This is a genomic window from Leptolyngbya sp. O-77 (assembly GCF_001548395.1).
Taxonomy (GTDB): Bacteria; Cyanobacteriota; Cyanobacteriia; order Elainellales; family Elainellaceae; genus Thermoleptolyngbya.
Genome location: NZ_AP017367.1, coordinates 2,113,131 through 2,135,788, shown reverse-complemented (window position 1 = coordinate 2,135,788; position 22,658 = coordinate 2,113,131). Strand labels below are relative to the sequence as shown.

Genomic DNA, 22,658 nt, shown 5'->3' with positions numbered 1-22,658 from the left:
AAACGAAGAACGAAGAACGAAAAACGGAACCTCTTCGTTCTTCGTTCTTCCCTCTTCCCTCTTCCCTCTTCGTTCTTCGTTCTTCCCTCTTCCCTCTTCCCTCACTCCCACGCTCCAAACACACCATCCAAGCCCTAATCCAGCTCTTGCTGAAGCACAGCGGCGATCGCCTCTCTTGCTTTGAGCTGAAACTCCTGCACATTCACCCGATCGAGCAGGCGCACGGCGAACAGCATTCCGAAAATAGGCAGCGCAAACACAAAGCTGTAGGCCAACAGCGGCGACCCAAACAGCGCCCGCCCCGCATCCAGCGCCACGCCGCCCAGCACCGCCGCCACCGCCCGCGACATGGCCTGCGCCAGTCCCCACGCGCCGACGAAGGTGCCCGCCGTTTCCGCAGCGGTGAGGTCTAGCATCAGGCTGATCGCGCCGTTGGTCGTCACGCCAGAAGCCAGCCCAAAAATCAGCATGGCCAGGTTCAGCATTTTAGGATTGGCCGAAAAGCCTGCCAGAATAATCAGCAAAAAGCTGGCGGCGACAGCATAGCAGCCCAGCTTGGCGGTGCGGTGTTTGCCAATGCGCGGCACGATGAGAAAGCCCGTCGTGGCAATGCCGATCAGCGTGCCCAGTCCCCAAAAGGCGTTGAGCCGCGTCGATTCGGCGATCGACATGCCAAACACTTCGCCGCCGTAGGGTTCTAGCACCGACTCTTGCAAAAACAGGCTGAGGGTCATCATCATTAAGAAGCTGAAAAATAGCCCCGTTTGGCGGCTGGCGGTTAGCACTTTGAGCGATCGCCCCAGCGTAATGCTGTCTTCCCGGTCGGCAATCATCGAGCGTGATCGATAGCGCGAAAAGGTCTTTTCCACACCCCAGGTGGCGATCAGCGTCAAGCCGAAGACGATCGCCGGGATGATCAGAAAAATCCGGTTGATAGAAGCCCGCACCAGTTCCAGCGGCGCGTCGGACTCGATCTGCCGCAGCAGCCCGCTAGAGGCGATCGCTCCCACAATAATCCCCACCATCAGCATCGACCAGACAATGCCCACCAGCTTGGGGCGATTGTCCTCATCCGACACATCCACCAGCAGCGCCGTAAACGGCGTAGAACTGGCGCTAATGGCCAGCCCATACAGAGCAAACACCAGCGCCAGCAGCGCAATCCAGCCATAGGTCGCAAAGCCCCAGCCCGCCGCCTGGATACTATCGTTCAGCCGCCACACAACCTGCACCGCCAAAAACGAAGCCATCGTAAACAGCGCCGCCCCCAGCCAGACATAGCCCGTGCGGTGGCTGCTGCCGATGGACTTGGAATCGGACATTTGCCCCAAACCACACCCCGCGACGGAGCCACGAACTGGTTCATTGCGATAGTCGCCGCGACGATTGTAGCGGGCAGCGCCAGTTCTTTAATCATGACGCGGTTCAGCACGCCCAGCGTCAGCAGGGACATGATGCCCAGGCCCATCTGAAACAGCCCCAGACGAACCATCGTAGGCAGCCCCAGCCGTGCAGCCGGAGCCGCCGCGCTGATAAACTCTCCTTTTTCTATGCCTTTAGCCATGAATCTGTCCTAAACCAGTTCACCAGAGAAATTCAAACCCGTTTTTGTCTGTTCTTATCTTCGCGCAAGGGCCGGTGGAAATGAGAATCAACCAGGCTGAGTGGAATTGAATAGGGAGGAGGGGGGCAATCCCTAATCTCCAAAATGCTGGAACCCCCGGTCGAGACTGAGCTGTTCATCGGGGGTTTCGCTGGTTTCGTCCCGCAAGATGACCTCATAACCCGGAACAATGTCGCCGATGATGGCAGCCCCCGGCAAACAAGACTGGAGCGCCTGGGCGATCGCCCTTGGTAGGCACATTACCAGCTCAAAGTCTTCGCCGCCATAGAGCGCCCAGGCGATCGCCTGCGGTTCCCCTACCCAGTCCACTAGCCCAGCGGGCAGAGGAATCTGGCGACGATGCAGGACTGCTCCTACGCCGCTGGCTCGACAAATTTGCAGCACCGCGTCGGCAAGTCCGTCGCTGCTGTCCATTGCAGTGAGCGGGGAAGGGGGGAGGTTGGATTCTTTTCCCTGCGTCTCTCGTTCACCTGCTTCTACACACGCCCACAACAGCGGAATCACATCTAGTCGGGGCAGCGGGCGTTGATGGGTGCGGATCAGGGCAGCGCGATCGCCCCCCGTCAGGCCCTCGCCTGTTGCAGAATGCAGCAAAAGTTCCAGCCCAGCGCGAGAGGCTCCGTGCGGGCCTGTGACCAAAATGGCATCACCGGGTTGGGCGGTGGAGCGACGCAGGACGCGGCTGGGGTCTACTTCGCCAAAGGCGGCGATCGCCACGGTAAACACGGGCGATCGGCAGAGATCGCCGCCTACGATGGCGGTATCATAGCGGTTCAGGCAATCTGTCATGCCCTGATATAGCTGCTCGATCCAATCTAAGGGCAAATCACCCGGTAGCCCCAGCCCCACAGTGATGCCCAGCGGCGCTGCGCCCATCGCCGCCAGATCTGACAAATTTGCTGCCGCCGCCCGCCAGCCCACATCCGCAGGCGACGTGGTGATCACGCCCGGTGAAGCCAGCCCCACGCTAAAGTGAACGCCATCCACCAGCAGATCCTCGGTGACAACGAGCGATCGCCCTGGCGAAACCGTCAGCAGCGCCGCATCGTCGCCAATCACCCCTGTTGGGCAAAAGGTTTGGATGCGGCTGAGCAGGCCCTGTTCGCCGAGGTGTTTGACTTGCAAGGATTCGGATACCATCAGAAAAGCGGATTGGCAAGAGTGGGAATGCAATTTATCGATCAGGCGGAAGTCGAAGTTGAGGCCGGAAAAGGCGGCGATGGGCTGGTGGCCTTTCACCGGGAGAAATACGTGCCTGCGGGCGGGCCGTCGGGCGGCAACGGCGGGCACGGCGGCTCGGTGATTTTGGAGGCAGCAACGGATTTACAGACGCTGCTCGACTTTCGCTATGCCCGCAAGTTTAAGGCAGAAGACGGTCAGCGCGGCGGCCCGAAGAATATGACCGGGGCTTCGGGGAGCGATCGCCTGATTCGTGTCCCCTGCGGCACGATGGTTTACGATGCCGAAACCGGCGAACAACTGGGCGATTTGGTGCAGCCTGGCCAGCGGCTTGTCGTCGCCAAGGGTGGCAAGGGCGGGCTGGGCAACAAGCATTTTCTCAATAACTTTAATCGCGCCCCGGAAAAAGCCCTGCCTGGTCTTCCTGGCGAACACCGCATGATTCGCCTGGAGCTAAAGCTGCTGGCGGAGGTCGGCATTATTGGTCTGCCCAATGCGGGCAAGTCTACGCTGATTTCGGCGCTGTCGGCGGCGCGACCCAAAATTGCCGACTATCCCTTTACGACGCTGGTGCCCAACCTAGGGGTTGTCCGCAAGCCCACGGGCGACGGCACGGTGTTTGCCGACATTCCAGGGCTGATCGAGGGGGCACACCTGGGCACGGGGCTGGGGCACGACTTTTTGCGACACATCGAGCGGACGCGCGTGCTGCTGCACCTGATTGACGCAACGCAGGATGACCCGATCGCCGCCTACCAAGTGATTCAGGATGAACTGGAAGCCTACGGCCGCGGACTGCCCGATCGCCCTCAAATTTTGGCGCTGAACAAGGTGGATGCGCTGGGAGGTGAGCGAGAGCGGGTGGGGGCGATCGCCGCTGAACTGCACCGCCTCAGTGGACTGCCCGTGTTCCAGATTTCTGCCGTGGCCCAAGTGGGTCTGGATGCCCTACTTCAGGAAGTCTGGCGCGTGCTAGATGGCGTGGAGGTAGAGGTCTGACCTAGCTCTCAGCCAACCCCTCACGCCTTCTTCCGCACGGCGACCTGGTGGGACTGGTGCAATAGCTCAAGCTGGCTTTTGAAAGTGGCGAGAAAGGCATCGATCGCCTCTTTGGTGCCGTAGCCCGTTAGCCCAAAGTCGTAGTCGTCGAAGATGAGGATGCCGCCGGGTTTGAGAACGAGCCAGCTTAGCAGGCCGTCGGTCATCACGTCGGGCGCGTGGTGAGAGCCATCGACATAGATAAAGTCGAAAGAGTCCAGGGGGAGCGATCGCACGACATCCTTGGATACCCCGACTCGCTTGGTCACTTTTTCGGCAGCCCCGGTGCGGGCAATGTTTGCATCAAACCGGGCTTCGATGCCCTCGGTGTCGTGATCCAGCGACAGATTTTCGGAACTGCCCGCAAAGGTATCGACGCAGGTCAGCCGCGCCGTGGGATGGGTCAGCACATTTTCCAGGAGCCAGCAGGCCGATCGCCCCTCCCAACTGCCGATCTCCAGCGCATTCAGGTTTTCCCGACCCGCTAATGGCTGAAGCTGTTCTTGCCAGAGCCAGACGTTGCGGCTAAACCAGTCCTGAGTAAACTCGTAGCCCTTGGCTTGAACGTCATCCTGGTATGCAATCCGCTGCAATTCGGCGCGGGCTGGGGCCAGGTCAGGGCAGAGTTCGAGCGCCTGCTGGAAGTAGCCAATAGCGCGATCGCGCTCCCCCATATTCAGGTACGACACGCCGATGTTGTAGAGCAGCCGCGCCTTCTGAAACGCGCCCAGGTCTGGCGCAGCGTCGAGCGCCTGCTGAAAATAGGACAGCGATTGGGCAAAGTCGCCCTGGCGATAGAGCGTGTTGCCCAGGTCTACGTAGGCTTTGATCAGGCGTTCGGTGGGGCTGAGTGGCTGCATAGTGAGCTAGAGCGTTGAATTGAGAGCGACTTTAAGCGTCTTAACTTTAAGCGTCTTAACTTTAAGCATCTTATTTGAGCGTGTAAGGTTGAGGTCGGCGTGGCGCGTGAGGCTTTGTAACGGTTTTGTAATTTCGGCATCCGCAAAGCTCTTATTTTACCGGGAAGACTCCTTGCATTTCTCATCGTTTCCTTTAGGATGCAGAGATTACCCCTGATTCTGACCTTTCGGCTGTGTGTCCTATGGCTTACTACAGTCAGCCCGACTCGATTCCCCGCCTGTCTGAAGCGCTAAACCATCTCACGGTCGATCAGATCAAGAGCTTGGCAGGTTTGGTGTCGGAGGACAAGCCACCCCTTCGTAAAACAGAGCTGGTCAATTTCGTTCTCCAAGGGATGGAGGGGGACGCGCTGCGCCGACTCTGGGAGCGCTGTGATTTGCTGCAACGAGCGGCGATCGCCGAAGTGGTTCACGCAGAAGACGATCGATTTAACAAAACCCGCTTTGCCTGCAAATACGGCAAGTCGCCCAAGTGGGGCACGGGTTCCACCTATTCCTATCACTTCAAGCCGTCGGTGCTGTCTCTGTTTTTCTACGCGGGGACAATGCCGAAGGATTTGAAGGCACGACTCAAGGCCTTTGTGCCGCCGCCAGAGCCAACGCCCATCCCCTCCGTCGAGACTGTGGGAGACACCCAGCCCGCCCAACAGCGGCGCTACGAATCTGGACAACGGCAGCCCAAGATTCACACCCTCCATCTGCCGCAGAAGCTTCAAGATACCGAGCAGATCGCTCGTCGGGACTTGCAGGCGGTACTCAGGCTGGTAGATCTGGGCAAAGTGTCGGTGAGCGACAAGACGTTTTTCCCAACCACTGCAACCCTGAGTGCGATCGCCGAGGTGCTAGAAGCGGGCGATTACTATAGTGCCTGGCCCGCCAAAGAATCACCGGGCGGCTGGCGCTATAGCTACGACATCGGCTTCATCAAGCCCTTTGCCTGGGTGATGCTGCTGCAAGCGGCCAAGTTTGTAGAACTCAATGGCAAGCGGCTCAGCCTGACCAAAGCGGGGCAAAAGGCCCTCGGCGACCCACCCGAAAAAACCCTGCAAACCCTCTGGAAAGCCTGGTTAAAGAACACCCTGCTGGACGAGTTGCGCCGAGTCGAGAGCATCAAAGGGCAAACGGGCAAAGCCAAGCGCAGTCTGACCGCCGTTGCGGGCCGACGCAGCAAAATTGTCGAAGCCTTGAAAGATTGCCCGGTGGGGCGATGGGTGTCGCTTATGCACTTTTTGCGCTATATCATCGCGGCAGGCTATGAATTTGAGGTGAGCCGCAATCCAGAAAGCCTAACGCTAGAAGACCACGGCCCCATCTATTCCGCCAGTTTTGTGATTTTGGAAGCCCGCTATGTGGCGGCTTTCCTGTTTGAATATGCCGCAACGCTAGGACTAATCGATGTTGCTTACGTTCATCCCGATGATGCCCTGTTTCAGTGGTCTCTTGAGGGAGGGTTGCTCAACCCTGATAAAGTCGCTGAAAATACCGACGACGATGACGGGGAAACGGCGTTGTCCAAAGTCATTCAGATTTTAAGCAACGATAGTCCGTTTGGAGATTTCCACACTAGAAACTGTTTAAGCCGCTACGACGGACTGAGCTATTTTCGGCTGACCCCGTTGGGTGCTTATGTGTTGGGGCTGAGCGATCGCTACGTGCCCGCGGCTCTGCCGCAAAAACAAGTGCTGCGCGTGTTGCCCAATCGAGAAGTGGTGGCCCTGCAAACGCTCAGCCGGGCCGATCGCCTGATGCTGGACAGCCTGTTGCAGCCCGTGTCGGACTCGGTGTGGCAGTTGGAGCAGGCGAAACTGCTGGATGCGATCGCCCAAGGACGCACCGTTGAAGAACTGCAAGCGTTCCTCGAAGCCAATAGCGTGGAGGCGTTGCCCCAGACCGTGCTGCAATTTCTCAGCGATTTGCAAAGCCGCACCACCCGCTTGCAGCCCCTCAGCACTGCCCGCGTGATTCGCTGTGCCGATGCAGCCTTGGCCATGCAAATTGCCAATGATTCTCGCACCAAGGCTTACTGCTTTTTGGCAGACCAGCCCCAGGCGATCGCCGCTGGTCAGGCAACCTACCTGATCGTGCCGCTAGAATCTGAAACCAAATTCAACAACGCCCTCAAAAAGCTTGGCTACAGCCTACCTGGACTGGGCTAATCCGCTGCCCGCATTCAAAATCTAAAATCCCCAAGCCAAAATCCAAAATCTTGCAATGGTCTACGTTGCCGACAACGCCCTCATTATTCAGAGCGATCGCTCGGTCTTGCTGGAGGTTCACTCGCCTAGGGCAGAGGCGGCGCGGGAGGCGATCGCCCCCTTTGCTGAACTGGTCAAAAGCCCGGAGCATATCCACACTTACCAGATTTCGCCCCTCAGCATTTGGAATGCGCGGGCAGCGGGAATGCCCGTCGCAGACATGATCGCCGCCCTACGGGAACACGCCAAATATCCTATGCCCGATGCAGTGGCGCAGGAAATCGAAGCCCTGGGCAGCCGCTATGGGCTGACAGTGATCGAGCGGGAGGGCGATTGCCTGCTGCTGAAGATGGCAGACCAACCCCTGGCAGAACTGCTCAGCCGCAACGAGTCTGTGGCTAAGTTTCTGGGCGATCGCCGCTCGGCGCTGGTGTTTGAGGTGAACGCGGGCGATCGCGGCGTGTTGAAACAGGCCCTACTAGGGGCGGGCTATCCGGCGGAAGATTTGGCGGGCTATGTAGAAGGTGATGCGCTGTCTATTGAGCTGCGCTCGGTCAGCCAGTCTGGGCAGCCGTTTTCCCTGCGAGACTATCAAAAAGAGGCCGCCGAGGTGTTCTACCAGGCGGGCAGTGTGCGCGGTGGCAGTGGGGTCATTGTGCTGCCCTGCGGCGCGGGCAAGACGATGGTGGGCATGGCGGCGATCGCCGCTGTCCAGGAAAATACGCTAGTGCTAACTAGCAGCCTCACCTCGGTGCGCCAATGGCGGCGGGAATTGCTCGACAAAACCACGCTGCCGCCAGAGGCGATCGCCGAATACAGCGGCGAAACCAAGCAAACGGGCCCGATTACCTTGGCTACTTACCAGATCCTCAGCTACCACGACCATAAAACGGGCGACTTCCCCCATTTTCAACTGTTTAGCGCCCGCTCCTGGGGGCTGATCATCTATGACGAAGTGCATCTGCTGCCTGCGCCGATTTTTCGCATCACGGCTGAGCTACAGGCCCGCCGCCGCTTGGGTCTGACTGCGACGCTGATCCGTGAAGATGGCAAGGAGGGCGATGTGTTTGCGCTCATTGGGCCCAAGCGCTATGACGTGCCCTGGCGGGAACTGGAAGGACGGGGCTTCATCGCGGCGGCAGAATGTACCGAAATCCGCGTGCCCCAAGACTCAGACCGCCAGATGGAATACGCCCTGGCAGAAAAACGCCAACAGTTTCGCATCGCCGCCGAAAATCCGCGCAAGGCCGAGGTGGTGATGTCGCTGTTGCAGCAGCAAGCCGGACACCGGATTTTAATCATCGGCGAATATCTGGATCAGCTTAAGCACCTGGCAGAGCTAACGAATTTACCGATTGTGACCGGGAAAACCTCGCAGCGCGATCGCGACCAACTTTACGAACAGTTCCGCGCTGGCACAGTTGCCGGGCTGATCTTGTCGCGGGTGGGCAACTTTGCGCTGGATTTGCCCGATGCGGACGTGCTGATCCAGGTGTCGGGCAAGTATGGTTCCCGCCAGGAAGAGGCACAGCGGCTAGGGCGAGTGCTGCGGCCCAAGGCAGACGGTCGCAGCGCCCAGTTCTTTACGCTCGTTTCGTTCCGCACCTGCGAAGAAGACTTTGCCCGCCATCGCCAGCTTTTTTTGGCAGAGCAGGGCTATAGCTATCACATTCAGGTGTTGGACTCGTAGCGGGGTGGAAGTTTGGTGAACGCTGGGTCTGCCCGCTGCGATTTCGGTTTGCTGGCTTGAAAGGAAGCGGGCGATCGCGTCACAATAGAATTAGTTAAATTACTTAACACTTTTAATTTCCATTATTCATCTGCCTTTTGCGCTCCGACATGGTTTTAGATTCGCGTTCTTTGGTTGACCACGCTGGCTCGGTTTTAGAAATTTTGGGTCAGCAGAGCGTTTCCCAACACTCTCTGGTAGACAGTTTTACCCACCGGCTGGATTATGACGTGGCGATCGCCGGCGGGGGCATCGTCGGGCTAACCCTGGCCTGCGCGTTGAAACATTCCGGGCTGCGAGTGGCGGTGATCGAGGCAAAGCCCATCGAGGCGGGCTTTTCCTGGCGGCGGGCCTACGCGCTGACGCTGATGACGGGGCGCATTTTTGCTGGACTGGGGCTGTGGGACAAAATCCTGCCGCAAATTACTACCTTTCGCCAGATCCGGCTGGCAGACGAAGACTCGCCCGCTGTGGTGACGCTCCAGCCCCAAGACCTAGGCACAGCGGAACTGGGCTATGTGGGAGAACATCACGTCTTGCTGCGATCGCTCTACGAAGCCCTGGACAACGCGCCCAACCTCACCTGGCACTGCCCCGCAACGCTGGCGGGGGTGGACTATGAATCCGATCACGTCAATCTGCATCTGGAGCAGGAGGGCGAACGGCGGACATTCACCACGCAACTGCTGGTGGCGGCGGACGGAGCGCGATCGCCCCTGCGGGAATCGGCGGGCATCGGCACCCACGGCTGGCAATACTGGCAGTCCTGCGTGACAGCGGTAATTCGCCCCGAAAAAGACCACGGCAACGTGGCCCGCGAACACTTTTGGACGAGCGGCCCCTTTGCCACGCTGCCGCTGCCCGACAACCGCTGCCAGATCGTGCTGACGGCTCCCCATGCCGAGGCAACAGCGCTGCTCGAAATCGATGAAACCACATTTCTGGCAGAGCTAGAACGACGCTATGGCGGGCAGTTGGGGCGGCTGGAACTGGTGGGCGATCGCGCGTTATTCCCCGTGCGGCTGATGCAGAGCGATCGCTATGTGCAGCCCCGGCTGGCGCTGGTGGGCGACGCAGCCCACTGCTGCCATCCCGTCGGCGGGCAAGGGCTAAACCTGGGCATTCGGGATGCAGCGGCGCTGGCGGAGGTGCTAACCCAGGCACACGCCACAGGCAAAGACTTGGGCACCTTGCCCGTGCTGAAGCGCTACGAGCGCTGGCGCAGGCTAGAGAACCTAACGATTCTGGGCTTTACCGACCTGCTCGATCGCACCTTTTCCAACCGCTGGCGACCGCTGGTGCTGGCGCGACGGCTGGCGCTGCGGCTGATGGGCGGGCTGCGGCCACTGCGATTTCTGGCGCTGCGGCTGATGACGGGGCTGGGCGGGCGATCGCCCCAACTCGCCCAACAACCTGTAAAACCCCAATCAAAGCCAGAAAACGGATCGAAACTGCATCAGTCTTAAACAGTCTTAAAAGCGTTAGTGAGTCCTGTAGTACCGGGCTTTCAGAGAAAAGACGCTACACTAAACCACACTTGTCGCATTTGTCGGTTCATGTGTTTGCGCTATGGAATCTCTGGTTGAACCCGTCTCGATTGAAGAAAACCTAAAGCAGTTTTTGCTGGTGATCTCAGCAGCGCTGATTATCGCCGTGCTGCCGCAGAGCATCCCCTGGATGCGGAAGCTGCCCTACACGGTGCTGCTGGTGATCGCGGGCATGGGTTTGGCGCTGCTGAATATTCACTTCTTCTCGCCCTCGCCAGAGCTAATTCTGTGGATCTTCCTGCCGCCACTGCTGTTTGAGGCCGCCTGGAATATCCGCTGGGGCGAACTCCGCCGCAACCTGGTTCCCATCGCGCTCTATGCCACGCTGGGTGTCGTGGTGACAATTTTGGGCATTGCCTTCGCCCTGGCACAATGGGCCGATTTTCTCTGGCCGGTGGCGCTGCTCACGGGGGCGTGTCTGTCCGCAACCGATCCGGTGGCAGTCAGCACGCTGCTGCGAGAACTGGGCGCACCCTCGCGGCTGAAGGTCTTGGTCGAAGGCGAGAGTATGTTCAACGACGGCACGGCCGTGGTCGCCTTTAGCCTGCTGCTAGGTCTGGCGACGGGCACTGAAACCTTCGATCTGCAAAACCTGATTGTAAAATTTGCTTCCGTCGTTGGTATCGGTGTGGGCGTGGGGCTGCTGGTAGGTTTCGGCATTTCGCTAATCACCAAACAATTTGACCTGCCCTTGGTGGAGCAGTCCTTGACGCTGGTGGGAGCCTACGCCGCCTACCTGATTGGCGAAAACCTAGGCGGGTCGGGGGTAATCGGCACGGTCACCGTTGGGCTAATCCTGGGAAACTTTGGGTCGCGGGTGGGCATGAACCCCCGGACGCGGGTCGTGGTTAGCGAGTTTTGGGAGTTTATTGCCTTTTTCTTCAACTCCATCCTGTTTTTCCTAATTGGCGACCAGTTGCTGATCGACTCGGTATGGTTGGGGCTGGCGGGCATTGCGGTGGCGATCGCCGCTGTGTTGGGGACTCGCGTCGTGGCGATCGCCCTGCTCACAGCCCTCAGCAACCGCATCACCACCGTCGATATCGGCTGGAACCTCCAGACCATGCTGTGCTGGAGCGGGCTGCGGGGCGGTGTGGCGCTGGCACTGGCCCTCAGCGTGCCCGAAACCGTACCCCAACGGGATGCCCTAATCGCGGTGGTGTTTGGCACAGTGTTTTTCACCATCCTGGTGCAGGGCATCACGGTCAAGCCGCTGTTGCAGGCGCTCGACCTGATCCAGGCAAACCCAATCCAGCAGCAGTATCTAGAACTCATCTCACGGGAAACCGCGCTGCAAAAAGTGCTGGACTATATGCAGCAACCGGGTACTAGCGCAGGCATCGATCCAACAGCATTCCGCGCAGAGCGGGCCACTATCGAGTCCGAGCTATTCAAATTGCAGCAGCAGAGTCAGGCATTGTGTCAGCAAGACCCATCCCTAGCGGAGTTGGGGGTCGAGACGCTGCGAAAGGAACTGCTGGCCGTAGAGTCCAACGCCTACTATGAGCTGGTGCAACTAGGACGGCTCAACCAAGAACCCCCGGCCCTACTGGAAGCAATCATCAACGCAGAGGAAAATCCTCACCTCCCAGGGCCAGTCGCTAAGCCGGGAAACACTGCCGTTGCTGCCGCCAAAGAGAACTAACCCGAATGCTCAGACTTGACTAATAAACCGACGCTAAAACCGACTGGGAAGACTGACGTTTCGGGCATGACGAACCTAACCGTGATTTTGGATTTTGGATTTGCGATTTTGGATTGCCAGTCACGCATCTGCGGGCTTCTAGTGATTTTATCCGTGGCCCACTCTGGAGCATTGACTCTAAGCAACCAACGCTTGCTCAAGTCCACGGCCCAGGCGGTTGCTCTGGCAGATCCTCGGAATGCACCTGCTGGTCATACAGCTTGAACCCGCGTGACTGGTAGTTTTTCAGCGCGTAGGGGCCATCCAGGCTGCATGTATGCACCCACACCCGTTTTGCCCCCATGTTCCATGCTTGCTGCGTGCCCACCGTCAGCAAGTGTCCGCCCAGCCCTTGCCCCATGAACTGCCCCAATAGCCCAAAGTAGGCAATTTCCACATTCTCATCGGGCTGCGCCTCCAGTTCTATATAGCCTGCTGGCGTACCCGACACATAGGCCACCCAGGTTTGCACCTGCGGGCGATCGAGATAGCGTAACCACTGCTCATAACTCCAGGACAACCGCTGGAGCCAGTACCAGTCGCCCCCCACCGCTGTATAGAGGAAACGGCTAAACTCTGGCGACGGCACCTCGGCCTGCCTTACCACGAGATCGGCACGGCTGGATGTGGTGGGGCGCAGCCACTCTGGGCTGAGCATTTCCAGATACCAGGTGGTGACGGGGGTGAGCATGGGAGAGGATTGGGTTGTGGATGGGCAGGGGGAAAAGTAAAGCGGGCAGAGCGTGCGTTCCGAATCCCTGCCTTCTGTCCCCTGACCCTTCTTTCAAAGCTGCGATCGCACTGCCGGATAAAGTTGAGCAAAGCGCTGATGGGCGACTTCCAGGGCAGAGGGGAGGGAGTTGAGAACGGTAATCTGCGGGGAGGGGGCGATTTGCGTTGCGCTCCCGCCAAGAATTGCCTGCTTCTCAGTCCAGGTTTCCCCTACTGGTCCATCTTGCCCGATTCCCCGGCCCGCCAACAGAGCCGCTCCTCGGGCCGAAGCCGATCGGGTTTCGACGCTGCATAGCGGACGCTGAAGCACATCGGCCAAAAGCTGTCGCCACTGGGGATGCAGGCTGCCGCCGCCCGCCAGATACAGGGTATCGGGATTTGCCCCGGTTGCCTGGACTGCCGCAAAGCCCTGAGCAATGGCAAAGGCAACGCCCTCCAGCGCGGCACGGGCCAGGTGGGCGCGGGTGTGGTGCAGCCCCAGCCCAATCCAGGCGCCGGCAGGGGTGGGGTCGAGGTGGGGGGTGCGTTCTCCAGTGAGGTAGGGCAAGCACACCAGCCCGTCGCAGCCCGGTTCCACAGTAAACGCCTGGTCGTAGAGGTCGGTCCAGCTTAGGCCCAGCAGTTGCCGCACCCACTCTAGCGCCAGCCCCGCATTTTGCATGGCGGCGAGGGTATACCACTGATGCGGGAGGGCCGCGTGAAACAGGTGGGTGCAGCCCTGCGGGTCAAGGATGGGGCGATTCCCGCAGGGATCGCTTCGCGAATCGCGCAGGAGGGTGATTTGCGCCCCGGTGCCGAGGGTAAGCTGGCAGGCTCCAGCCGTAGTCAGCCCGCTCCCTAGCAGCGCAGCGGCCGTGTCGGCGGCTCCGGCCACGACGGGCAGATCGGCAGGCAAACCCAGATGCTCGGCGGCGCTGCGGGTCAGGGTTCCGGCGATCGCCCTCGAAGCCACAATTGGCGGTAGCCAGTCGGTTCGCAGGTGCAGTGCCTCCAGCAGGGCGATCGCCCAGGTTCCCGCTACCACATCCGCCATCAGGGTTCCCGAAGCGTCCGAGGGTTCCGTCGCCGCGCGTCTGGTCAGCCGCAGCCGCAGCCAGTCTTTGGGTTGCAGCGCCCAGCGGGCGCTGCGATACACCTCTGGTTCCCACTGCCGCAGCCAGAGCAGGCTCGGCCCCGCCATGCCCACCGTCAGCGGGTTAGCCAGCGGCCGCAGCGCCTCAGCCCCCAGCGCTTGATAGAGTGCTAGCGCCTGGTGCGATCGCCCATCGGCCCAGAGAATCGCCGGCCGCAGTGGGTTTCCTACCCCATCACAGACCACCACGCCATGCATTTGCCCTGACAGCCCGATGGCTTGCACCTGCGCGGCATAGGACTGAACTGCCTTGCGAACGGCGATCGCCCCTGCGTTCCACCAGTCCTGCGGGTCGCTTTCGGCCCAGCCCGGATAGGGCGCATTGACCGGATACGGATGAGAGGCTTCAGCAATGACGGTTCCATCAGCGCTCATCAGCAGCACTTTGAGGGAACTGGTGCCCAGGTCGATTCCAAGGAACATTGGGAAAAGGGACAAAAGATGAGAAGGGCGGATGATTAGTAGAAGATGCAAAGTGACTGGCTTCAAGCGTTTAACCCACACTCGACCACGCCAACCACTCTGCCTCTTGGCATAGACGTGCCTTTTAGTAGCGGACAGTAGCGGAACTTGCCTCTGGCACAAGCAGTCTGCTAACTCGACCCACTTGCCTGTAGAATGAATCCAACTTTCGGCGCTGGTGGTGCCAGGGAAAAAATCTCTGACGAGCGGCGTTGCTGCAACCGTCTAAACTTTCCCCCGATGACCCAAACAAGCCCCAAAGCAACATCCGTTTGGGCCTGTAATTAAGGAGTATTAAGTCGTTATGAGGTCACTATTTCAACGGAGTGCGGCGATCGCAGTCGCAGGTGGCATCGCGTTGACTGGTCTTTTGGCGGGTGGACTGCGCGTCTTGGCGCTCACCACTGAGCAAGTCGTAGAGCGACTCCGCCCCATCCCTGTGTTTGCAGTTACCGATGCCGATGGCACGCCGCTCGTTGCGACGACCGGAGATGGCGAAAATACCACCCCCGTCGCAGGGGTCTTCATCAGCCGTCAAGACGCGCAGCAGTTTGTCGAAGGACTGAAATCTCGCAATCCCCAGCTTGGCAACTCGGTGCAGGTGACAACCGTTTCGCTGGCAGAAATTTTTGAACTGGCGGTGCGTCAGCAAAACAACGATGATGGGCTGCGGTTCTACTTTGTGCCCATGCGTCAGCAGGTTGAGTCGGCCCGCACCGTACTTCAGCAAAATCGGCAAAATCCTGAGAACTTTGAGGGGGTTCCGCTGTTTTTTCTAGAATCAACCCAAGAGGGCGGCGGCTATCTCACCATTCAGCAGGGCAACCAGCGGGTAATTCCGATTTTCTTTACCCAGCAGGACTTGCAGGCCATGGTGAGCCGCATTACCCAGCAGGAGCCTAGTCTTGCAGGCCGGACGCGAGTGCAAGTGACCAGCCTGGAAACACTAATCCAGGTTTTTCAGAGCAGCGATGATCCGGACTTGAATCAGGTGGTGCTGGTGCCGCCTCGCGAGACACTGGAGTATATTCGCACGTTGCAGCCGAATGGCGGTGCAGCACCGGCCAGAGGCGGTCGCAATAGCGGCGGCAGAACCCGCTAGTGCCTGCGGTTGAAGGCTGAAACGGTGGCTGAAACGGTGGCTGAGACGGTGGCTGAGACGGTGGCTGAGACGGTGGCGGGCGATCGCCTCTGGCAGTGGCGGCAGGCTGCGCGTCAGTCGGCGATCGCCCATCAGGTCAATCCAGCAGAGGTCGATTGGCTGCTGCAACATGGAGCTGGCGTAGCGCCACTGCTGCTAAAGCTTGGCCCACCGTTTTCACGAGAAATCCCGCTCAACCGTTCCCTCGCTGACCTGACCCAGCTCTGGCAGGCGCGGCTCCGCGACCGGGTGCCTGTGCAATATCTGGTCGGCCGGGTGCCCTGGCGAGAGTTTGACCTGACCGTGTCGCCTGCGGTGCTGATTCCGCGTCCAGAGACAGAACTGCTGATTGACCTGGCAAAATCGGCAGCTTTGCAATGTGGCTTGCCCCTGAATGAACCTAGTCACTGGGCTGATCTAGGCACGGGCAGCGGGGCGATCGCCCTTGGGCTAGCCTCGGTCTTTCCGCTAGCGACGATTCACGCGGTGGACAGGAGCGAACCCGCGCTGGCGATCGCCCGACAAAATGCCGATACTGCTGGAATGGGCGATCGCATCCAGTTTCACCAAGGCGACTGGTTCGAGCCGCTAGCCCCCCTTGCCGGACAGCTACAGGGCATCGTCTCAAACCCGCCCTACATCCCTACGGACGACTTGCCCCATCTTGACCCAGAGGTCGTTCGCCACGAACCCCCCACCGCCCTCGACGGCGGCCCCGACGGGCTAGACTGCATTCGCTATATTGTCCACACCGCCCCCCGCTACCTGAAACCAGGCGGACTCTTGCTGTTGGAAATGATGGTCAGCCAGGCCCCAGCCGTCGCCCAACTCCTCAGCAAAACGAGACAATACACCACGGTTCAGATTCATCCCGACCTGGCCGGAATCGAGCGATTTGCCGTCAGCGTGAGGAGGTGATAGATAGGCAATAGGGATTTCAAGAAAGAACGAAAGTGGAAAAAGGAAGAACGAAGATAGAAAAGCGAAAACCTGCTCTTCCCTCTTCGTTCTTCGTTCTTCCCTCTTCCTTCTCACTTCCCCCACAGCGTCGTGTCCATTCGCGCCTGCAACTCTTCAGGAAACTCGCCCGTATGCACCTGCTCCCGCAGCACTTCTGGATCGCCCCAGGACACCAGTTCCAAATACGTGCGGGCTGCGCCCAGCGGATTGCCATCCAGGTCGAAGAGTTCCAGCCAGCCGTCATCGCCGTCGGTCGTCGTCACCACTGCGTAAACTGCGCCGTGGGGTGCGCCCTCCATTGGCATTTGAGAAACCGACACCGAACCCCAGTCGCGCTGCATCACGTTTTCATCATAGAAATCGTAGGCAGCCTGAACGGTGGCGGGCAGGGGGGGCGTGCCTGCGATGCCGATGCCGCCGATCGCATTCTGACGCAGCGGCATTTCTTCAGGGGTGTCTTCCCCGCTCTGATAGGCGGCGTATTTGGCTTGCCAAAAGGTCTTGAGCAGGCTGGCACACTGTTGCTGTACAGGTGTTGGCTCTGAAGCGGGCGGGTTATCCATGTTGCAAAATCAATGACGTTGGTGAAGGTATAAGGTGAAGGTATAAACAGCCAGGCATGATAATGCGGCAGCAGTAGAAAATTAGCAAAAAATTAGCGCAGAGAAGTTGCCTTAAACCCTTGTAATCCGTAGGATAGCGCGAGTTTGAGATAAGCTAAAGTCCTCTATTTTGAACTGTGAAGGGGTTCCTGCGATGCCGCAAGTGTCTCTGGCTGAATTGGTTGATATTGCTCGGCAAGGCGCTGGGCTGATTAGCTTCCCAACGGATACCGTGCCAGCCTTGGCGACGCGACCAGACGCAGCGGGGCTAATCTATGCCGCCAAGCAGCGAGACGAGCGCAAGCCGCTGATTTTGATGGGCGGCAGTGTGGAAGATCTGTGGGCGTTTGTTGCAGGCGACGAGGCGGCAAAGGCGCAGTGGCAGGCGGCGGCGGAGCGCTACTTTCCGGGAGCGGTGACGCTGGTGTTGCCTGCGGGCGATCGCCTCCCCCGCGCCATGAACCCGACTGATCCAACGACCATCGGCATTCGTGTACCGGATCATGCTCTGGCGCGACATCTGCTGGCACAGACAGGCCCCCTGGCCACCACCAGCGTTAACCGCTCCGGAGAACCCGCGTTACAAGATTTATCGGACATCAACGCCCAGTTTCCCGATGTCTATACGCTGACAGAAGCAGCGCTAGACGAACTGGGGCGATCGCTCTTGGTGTCCACTACCTATGCGGGTTCTGGAACTCCCTCGACGGTGGTGAAATGGACCGATGAGGGATGGAGCATTTTGCGACAGGGCCAGGTCGTTTTCGAGCCATAGACCGCAAAAATCGTAGGTTAAGATAAGACTAGAAAACGGTAAATTCCCTTATGAAAACTGAGCAGCGGAGCAAGGGGAAACAAAGCCAAAAAAGCCAGCACAGCCATCAAACTCTCCAGCTGTTAACCTTAGGAGAGTACGCCCATTGCATCGTGGGTGAGCAGTATCGCCAGATGGTGAAGCACGAAAAGCACGTTCTGGCAGATACTGACCCAGAACATCTCCACCAAATGCGCGTTCATAGCCGTCGGCTTTATACGGCGCTACAAGTGTTTGCAGCAGCCATTGTGCTGCCTAGAGCGGCCCATGCCAAGCACGTGCGATCGCTCACAAAGGCACTGGGCAAATTGCGCGACCTAGACGTGCAAATCGCTACGCTCCAGACCGACTATCATCCCCATCTGAGCCAGCCAGAGCAGGCGTACCTAGAGAGGGCGATCGCCGCACTCCAGCAAAAGCGCTGCAAAACCCTTGCAGGCACCCGCGACATCCTCAGCCAGAGCCGCTATCGAGACCTGAAAACCGCCTACGAAACTTGGCTCAGCGCTCCCCAGTTCACATCGCTGGCTCAAGTCCCAATTATGACTGTCCTGCCCGACCTACTCAGCCCGTTACTATCGACCTCGCTGCTACACCCCGGCTGGCTCATCGCCACCGAAGAGGTAACAGAAGACACCGCCCCCACACTGCACGACCTCCGCAAAGCCTGTAAGCATGTCCGCTATCAAGCAGAGTTTTTCATTAGTTTCTATGGCACGCAGTTCAAAGCCTGGATTGCTGGGCTAAAGTCACTACAAGACAGCCTCGGCAGGTTGCAAGATATTCAGGTGCTACTGGAGTTGCTGTCCGACGTGCTGCCCAAAGGCATAGAGTTATCGGAACTGCGACACATGGTGCAATCCAACCAACAGAAAATTCTGGCGAACTGGAACCAAACCCGTCTCCAGCAGCTTGATCCAGCCTCCCGCTATCAGCTTTATGAGATGCTGCTCCAGCCTGTTGGAGAGTGATGGGTCACGGAGGGGGGCGGGAATGGAGCCACTACAGAACTCCAGCGCTCCTCCTTTTTTCTTGCATCTCTTTGTTTTGCAACAAAACTTATTACTTCTCTCAGTCTGATTCCATCCATAGAATCGGGTTTTTTGGGACACTCTAGAGAGGGTTCTCGACATGCTTTTTAACATTCCGCATGACGGGGCCTAAACGTTCTAATCTAAAAGTTAATCTGTAAGACCCCAGAACGCTTGTTTAGTATCGCTTGCGACAATCTCTTCCGCCCCGTCGAAGGGTGTCGTTATTCAAGCCGTTCTGAATTTCGTACTGGGAACGTCTACTTCTCACCTGAGGCAGTTGTTTATTAAGGGAGCTTTTGAAATCCAATGAGTGTCACGGCAAGCGGTGGAAGCTCTGTTGCGCGTCCAAATCTTTATCAAACCCTACCCGTCTCAACCATTTCCCAGGCGGAGCAGCAAGACCGATTCCTGGGGCGGGGTGAACTCGCCGAACTAACCAGTTTCTTCTCTTCTGGACTCAAGCGATTGGCGATCGCCGATGCTCTTACCAGAAGCTCCGAACTCATCGTCTCTCGCGCCGCCAACCGCATCTTTGTCGGCGGCTCCCCGATGGCGTTTCTTGAAAAGCCCCCTGAAGAAGTCCCCGTCATGATGACGATGGGCGGCGTTGCCCTCGACACCGAAGAAGCCATGAAGCTAGGCACCGTCACCTACGTTTCTGGCAGCGGCGGCGGTTTACTGGAGGGGCTGCGAAACCTCTTTGCCACCCCTAGTGCGGGGCCAATTCCCCCCGGATTTCGCCCCATCAACGTCGCCCGCTACGGCCCTGCGAATATGCAGAAGTCCCTGCGGGATTTGAGCTGGTTCTTGCGCTACGTCACCTATGCAATCGTGGCGGGCGACCCCAACATCATCTCGGTGAACGTGCGCGGACTGCGCGAAATCATCGAAAACGCCTGCTCTGGCGAAGCGACCATCGTTGCGCTGCAAGAAATGCGGGTCGGCGCACTGACGCTGTTCCGCGACGATGCCGATGCCGCGCTGATCGTCACGCAATACTTTGAAGTGCTGATTAACGAGTTCGTTGCGCCCAGCCCCTCTAACAAGCTGCGTCAGCGTCCTTCGGGCGACCAGCAAGGTCTGCAACTGCCCCAGATCTATTTCAATGCGGCAGAGCGTCGGCCCAAGTACGCCATGAAGCCAGGTCTGTCTTCTACCGAGAAGAACGACGTGGTGAAAGCGGCCTACCGTCAGGTCTTCGAGCGCGACATCACTCGCGCCTATTCCCTCGGCATTTCTGACCTGGAATCCAAGGTGAAAAACGGCGAAATCTCCATGAAGGAGTTCATTCGTCGTCTGGCCAAGTCGCCGCTGTATCGCAAGAATTTCTACGAGCCGTATATCAACAGCCGCGCCCTGGAGCTGGCGTTCCGCCACATCCTGGGACGTGGGCCCAGCTCTCGTGAAGAAGTGCAGAAGTACTTCAGCATCGTTTCTAAAGGCGGTCTGTCGGCGTTGGTGGATGCGCTGGTCGATTCGCAGGAATATTCCGACTACTTTGGCGAAGAGACGGTGCCCTATCTGCGTGGTTTGGGTCAGGAAGCACAAGAGTGCCGCAACTGGGGCCCCCAGCAAGACCTGTTTAAGTACAGCGCCCCGTTCCGCAAGGTGCCACACTTTATTACCACCTTCGCCAAGTACAACCAGCCGTTGCCCGATCAGCATGTCTACGGTTCTGGCAACGACCCCCTGGAAATCCAGTTTGGCGCGATCTTCCCCAAACAGACCCGCAACCCCAGCACCAGTCCTGCCCCCTTCGGCAAAGATACTCGCCGGATTCTCATTAATCGCGGCCCCGGCATCAATAATCAGTTGAGCAATCCAAGCGCACGCGGTGTTGCGCCAGGTGCGCTTGGGCCTAAAGTGTTCAAGCTGGATCAGCTTCCTAGCTATACAGGCACCTTCAGCAAGAAGGGCGGCGACACCAAGGGCATCAGCGTTAAGTATTCGGAAAGCTCGACACAGGCCGTGATTCGCGCTATTTACCTGCAAGTGATTGGGCGCGATGTGTATGAGGGGCAGCGCCAGAAGGTAGCCGAAATCAAGCTGGAAAACGGCGAGATTACGGTACGCGAGTTTGTGCGGATTTTGGCGAAATCTGACCTGTTCCGCAGCCTCTACTGGACACCGCTGTATGTGACAAAGGCGATCGAGTATATCCACCGCCGCCTATTGGGCCGCCCCACCTACGGACGCAAAGAGATCAACGCCTACTTTGACATTGCGGCGAAGAAGGGCTTCTATGCGGTAGTCGATGCCATGATCGACAGCCTGGAGTACAGCGAGGCCTTTGGCGAAGACACGGTGCCCTACGAGCGCTATCTGACACCCGCGGGCTTGTCGCTGCGAACCAACCGCGTCGGCAGCATTGTGGATAAGGGCTTGCTGAAGCCTGTGGCTGAGGAAACGCCAAGCTTTGTGACTCTAGGCGCAGTGACGGAAGTCCGCACGGAGCCAGACGTGCAGTTCCGGTCTAATCAGGGCGTGTCGAAGAAGCGGGAGCAAACCAAGGTCTTCAAGCTGACTTCGGCAGCAGATGTGAACCAACTGAAGACGGTGATTGGTGCGGCTTATCGCCAGGTGTTTGAGCGGGATATCGCGCCTTACATCGTCCAGAACGAGTTCACCGCCCTGGAGAGCAAGCTGGGCAATGGCGAGATCAACCTGAAGGAGTTCATCGAAGGGTTGGGAACCTCAAACCTCTATATCAAGGAGTTCTACACGCCCTATCCCAATACCAAAGTGATTGAGCTGGGGACGAAGCACTTCCTGGGTCGTGCGCCGCTGGATCAGGCAGAAATCCGCAAGTATAACCAGATCCTGGCATCGCAGGGGCTGAAGGGCTTTATCAACGCAATGGTGAACAGCGCCGAATACGCGCAGGCCTTTGGCGAAGATACGGTGCCCTACAACCGCTTCCTGACGCTGCCTGCGGCCAACTTCCCAAATACGCAGCGCTTGTATAACACGCTCACCAAGCAGAATAAGACGCTGGTGGTGCCCAGCTTTGAGCCGGTGAAGTCGAAGATAGACCCGACCAAGCTGCCGCTGACTGGACTGGCGATCGCCAATCTATCCACCCAAGCTCGTCAGCCCGACCCCACCAAGCCCAAGTTTGTGGAACTGGGTCGCTCCTTCCTGGCGGAAGGTCAGGGACAATCAGTAGAGATTGGGGTGGGAACTTCTCGCCGCAAGCCTGCTCGGATCTTCCGCATGAACCCTAGCATGACGCGGGGCGAAACGGAACTGGTGATCGATGCGATTTATGTGCAGGTGATGGACGTGTTTAGCGGTCAGGTTCCGGCCGAGTTCCGCCGCAGCGACCTGGAAAGCAAGCTGCGGAATGGGGAGATCTCGGTGCGCGAGTTTGTGAAGACGCTAGCGGGTTCGGACATCTACCGCAAGCGGTTCTACACGCCCTATCCCAACACCAAGGTGATCGAGTTTCTGTTCCGCCATCTGCTGGGCCGCGCCCCCGCCACCCAGGCAGAGATCCGCGAATACAACAAGCTGCTGGCCGACCGTGGTCTGAAAGCAGCCGTAGACGCGATGGTGGAAAGCGCAGAATACTCGCGCTACTTTGGCGAAGACGTAGTGCCTTATAAGCGCTTCCCCTCTTTGCCCGCAGGCAACTACCTGGGCAGCGTGACGGCAGATGCCGACCTGGTGAAGCAGTCCTGGTCGAGCCTGTCGCCCTCGTATCTGACCGGGCAGTAGAACGTAAGAGGCCGGGGTAGTCCGTTGGGCTGCCCTAGCTGGATATCTTGCTCACGCCGACTGGTTAATTTAATTAGTTGAACGGCAAAGCCTCAGCGCAGCATTGTGCTGAGGCTTTTTGTTTTTGAGATTGAGAGTCAGGCTAGGG

The 22,658-nt window shown here is 58.6% G+C and carries 15 protein-coding genes and 1 pseudogene; 10 read left to right on the top strand and 6 right to left on the bottom strand.

The annotated features are described in order from the left end of the window. Window positions 1-134: 134 nt before the first annotated feature. Together O77CONTIG1_RS09080 and thiL are read right to left on the bottom strand one after the other, a co-directional pair. A pseudogene (locus O77CONTIG1_RS09080) lies at window positions 135-1,417 on the bottom strand (BCD family MFS transporter). A gap of 279 nt (window positions 1,418-1,696) precedes the next feature. Beyond that, window positions 1,697-2,764: a thiamine-phosphate kinase gene (thiL, locus tag O77CONTIG1_RS09075; protein WP_068509928.1), complete on the bottom strand. Its 1,068-nt coding sequence runs from the start codon at window positions 2,762-2,764 to the stop codon at window positions 1,697-1,699. Window positions 2,765-2,791: 27 nt separating this feature from the next. Here thiL and obgE point away from each other — a divergent pair, with 27 nt between their 5' ends. Beyond that, on the top strand, window positions 2,792-3,802 hold the full coding sequence (gene obgE, locus O77CONTIG1_RS09070; protein WP_068509927.1) for a GTPase ObgE: 1,011 nt from the start codon (window positions 2,792-2,794) through the stop codon (window positions 3,800-3,802). A 20-nt stretch (window positions 3,803-3,822) separates the two neighbouring features. Here the strand turns inward: obgE and O77CONTIG1_RS09065 are convergent, their stop codons facing one another. Beyond that, entirely contained in the window at window positions 3,823-4,701 is an 879-nt protein-coding gene (locus O77CONTIG1_RS09065) for a class I SAM-dependent methyltransferase (RefSeq protein ID WP_068509925.1), read from the bottom strand. A gap of 242 nt (window positions 4,702-4,943) precedes the next feature. On the opposite strand from O77CONTIG1_RS09065, the gene O77CONTIG1_RS09060 reads away from it, so the two are divergent. The 4 genes from O77CONTIG1_RS09060 to O77CONTIG1_RS09045 all read left to right on the top strand — a co-directional run bounded on the left by O77CONTIG1_RS09060 (window position 4,944) and on the right by O77CONTIG1_RS09045 (window position 11,877). Beyond that, the gene (locus O77CONTIG1_RS09060) at window positions 4,944-6,917 is read left to right on the top strand and encodes a helicase-associated domain-containing protein (protein ID WP_068509923.1); all 1,974 of its coding nucleotides are present in this window, start codon (window positions 4,944-4,946) and stop codon (window positions 6,915-6,917) included. A 55-nt stretch (window positions 6,918-6,972) separates the two neighbouring features. After that, window positions 6,973-8,646 carry a DNA repair helicase XPB gene (locus O77CONTIG1_RS09055; protein ID WP_068509921.1) on the top strand — a complete coding sequence of 558 codons (1,674 nt, stop codon included), beginning with the start codon at window positions 6,973-6,975 and terminating at the stop codon, window positions 8,644-8,646. A 170-nt stretch (window positions 8,647-8,816) separates the two neighbouring features. After that, complete coding sequence (locus tag O77CONTIG1_RS09050) at window positions 8,817-10,151, top strand: FAD-dependent hydroxylase (protein ID WP_286132638.1); 1,335 nt, start codon at window positions 8,817-8,819, stop codon at window positions 10,149-10,151. 103 nt (window positions 10,152-10,254) lie between these two features. After that, window positions 10,255-11,877, top strand: a complete 1,623-nt coding sequence (locus tag O77CONTIG1_RS09045; RefSeq protein WP_084782418.1) for a cation:proton antiporter — start codon at window positions 10,255-10,257, stop codon at window positions 11,875-11,877. Between the two features lie 196 nt (window positions 11,878-12,073). On the opposite strand, the gene O77CONTIG1_RS09040 is transcribed toward O77CONTIG1_RS09045, so the two are convergent. Both O77CONTIG1_RS09040 and xylB read right to left on the bottom strand, forming a co-directional pair. Further along, window positions 12,074-12,607, bottom strand: coding sequence for a GNAT family N-acetyltransferase (locus O77CONTIG1_RS09040; RefSeq protein ID WP_068509919.1), 534 nt, complete (start codon window positions 12,605-12,607; stop codon window positions 12,074-12,076). Between the two features lie 93 nt (window positions 12,608-12,700). Beyond that, a complete protein-coding gene (gene xylB / locus O77CONTIG1_RS09035; protein ID WP_068509917.1) occupies window positions 12,701-14,203 on the bottom strand; it encodes a xylulokinase in 1,503 nt (500 codons plus the stop codon). 343 nt (window positions 14,204-14,546) lie between these two features. Between xylB and O77CONTIG1_RS09030 the strand changes: the two genes are divergently transcribed. Then, a complete protein-coding gene (locus O77CONTIG1_RS09030) occupies window positions 14,547-15,344 on the top strand; it encodes a Tic22 family protein (RefSeq protein WP_084782415.1) in 798 nt (265 codons plus the stop codon). Between the two features lie 9 nt (window positions 15,345-15,353). Continuing rightward, window positions 15,354-16,301 carry a peptide chain release factor N(5)-glutamine methyltransferase gene (gene prmC / locus O77CONTIG1_RS09025; protein WP_286132637.1) on the top strand — a complete coding sequence of 316 codons (948 nt, stop codon included), beginning with the start codon at window positions 15,354-15,356 and terminating at the stop codon, window positions 16,299-16,301. 113 nt (window positions 16,302-16,414) lie between these two features. On the opposite strand, the gene O77CONTIG1_RS09020 is transcribed toward prmC, so the two are convergent. Continuing rightward, window positions 16,415-16,906, bottom strand: coding sequence for a hypothetical protein (locus tag O77CONTIG1_RS09020; protein WP_068509913.1), 492 nt, complete (start codon window positions 16,904-16,906; stop codon window positions 16,415-16,417). A gap of 193 nt (window positions 16,907-17,099) precedes the next feature. On the opposite strand from O77CONTIG1_RS09020, the gene O77CONTIG1_RS09015 reads away from it, so the two are divergent. From O77CONTIG1_RS09015 to O77CONTIG1_RS09005, 3 genes are all read left to right on the top strand, one after another. Further along, the gene (locus O77CONTIG1_RS09015) at window positions 17,100-17,720 is read left to right on the top strand and encodes an L-threonylcarbamoyladenylate synthase (protein WP_068509911.1); all 621 of its coding nucleotides are present in this window, start codon (window positions 17,100-17,102) and stop codon (window positions 17,718-17,720) included. A gap of 152 nt (window positions 17,721-17,872) precedes the next feature. Beyond that, window positions 17,873-18,730 (top strand): CHAD domain-containing protein, encoded by an 858-nt coding sequence (locus O77CONTIG1_RS09010; protein WP_172799655.1) that lies wholly within the window; start codon window positions 17,873-17,875, stop codon window positions 18,728-18,730. A 369-nt stretch (window positions 18,731-19,099) separates the two neighbouring features. Continuing rightward, the gene (locus tag O77CONTIG1_RS09005; RefSeq protein WP_068509908.1) at window positions 19,100-22,510 is read left to right on the top strand and encodes a phycobilisome rod-core linker polypeptide; all 3,411 of its coding nucleotides are present in this window, start codon (window positions 19,100-19,102) and stop codon (window positions 22,508-22,510) included. Window positions 22,511-22,658 lie beyond the last annotated feature (148 nt).

Coding starts and splice junctions, on each gene's coding strand:
- thiL (WP_068509928.1), bottom strand. CDS start 2,764: ATGGTATCCGAATCCTTGCAAGTCAAACACCTCGGCGAACAGGGCCTG.
- obgE (WP_068509927.1), top strand. CDS start 2,792: ATGCAATTTATCGATCAGGCGGAAGTCGAAGTTGAGGCCGGAAAAGGC.
- O77CONTIG1_RS09065 (WP_068509925.1), bottom strand. CDS start 4,701: ATGCAGCCACTCAGCCCCACCGAACGCCTGATCAAAGCCTACGTAGAC.
- O77CONTIG1_RS09060 (WP_068509923.1), top strand. CDS start 4,944: ATGGCTTACTACAGTCAGCCCGACTCGATTCCCCGCCTGTCTGAAGCG.
- O77CONTIG1_RS09055 (WP_068509921.1), top strand. CDS start 6,973: ATGGTCTACGTTGCCGACAACGCCCTCATTATTCAGAGCGATCGCTCG.
- O77CONTIG1_RS09045 (WP_084782418.1), top strand. CDS start 10,255: ATGGAATCTCTGGTTGAACCCGTCTCGATTGAAGAAAACCTAAAGCAG.
- O77CONTIG1_RS09040 (WP_068509919.1), bottom strand. CDS start 12,607: ATGCTCACCCCCGTCACCACCTGGTATCTGGAAATGCTCAGCCCAGAG.
- xylB (WP_068509917.1), bottom strand. CDS start 14,203: ATGTTCCTTGGAATCGACCTGGGCACCAGTTCCCTCAAAGTGCTGCTG.
- O77CONTIG1_RS09030 (WP_084782415.1), top strand. CDS start 14,547: ATGAGGTCACTATTTCAACGGAGTGCGGCGATCGCAGTCGCAGGTGGC.
- O77CONTIG1_RS09020 (WP_068509913.1), bottom strand. CDS start 16,906: ATGGATAACCCGCCCGCTTCAGAGCCAACACCTGTACAGCAACAGTGT.
- O77CONTIG1_RS09015 (WP_068509911.1), top strand. CDS start 17,100: ATGCCGCAAGTGTCTCTGGCTGAATTGGTTGATATTGCTCGGCAAGGC.
- O77CONTIG1_RS09005 (WP_068509908.1), top strand. CDS start 19,100: ATGAGTGTCACGGCAAGCGGTGGAAGCTCTGTTGCGCGTCCAAATCTT.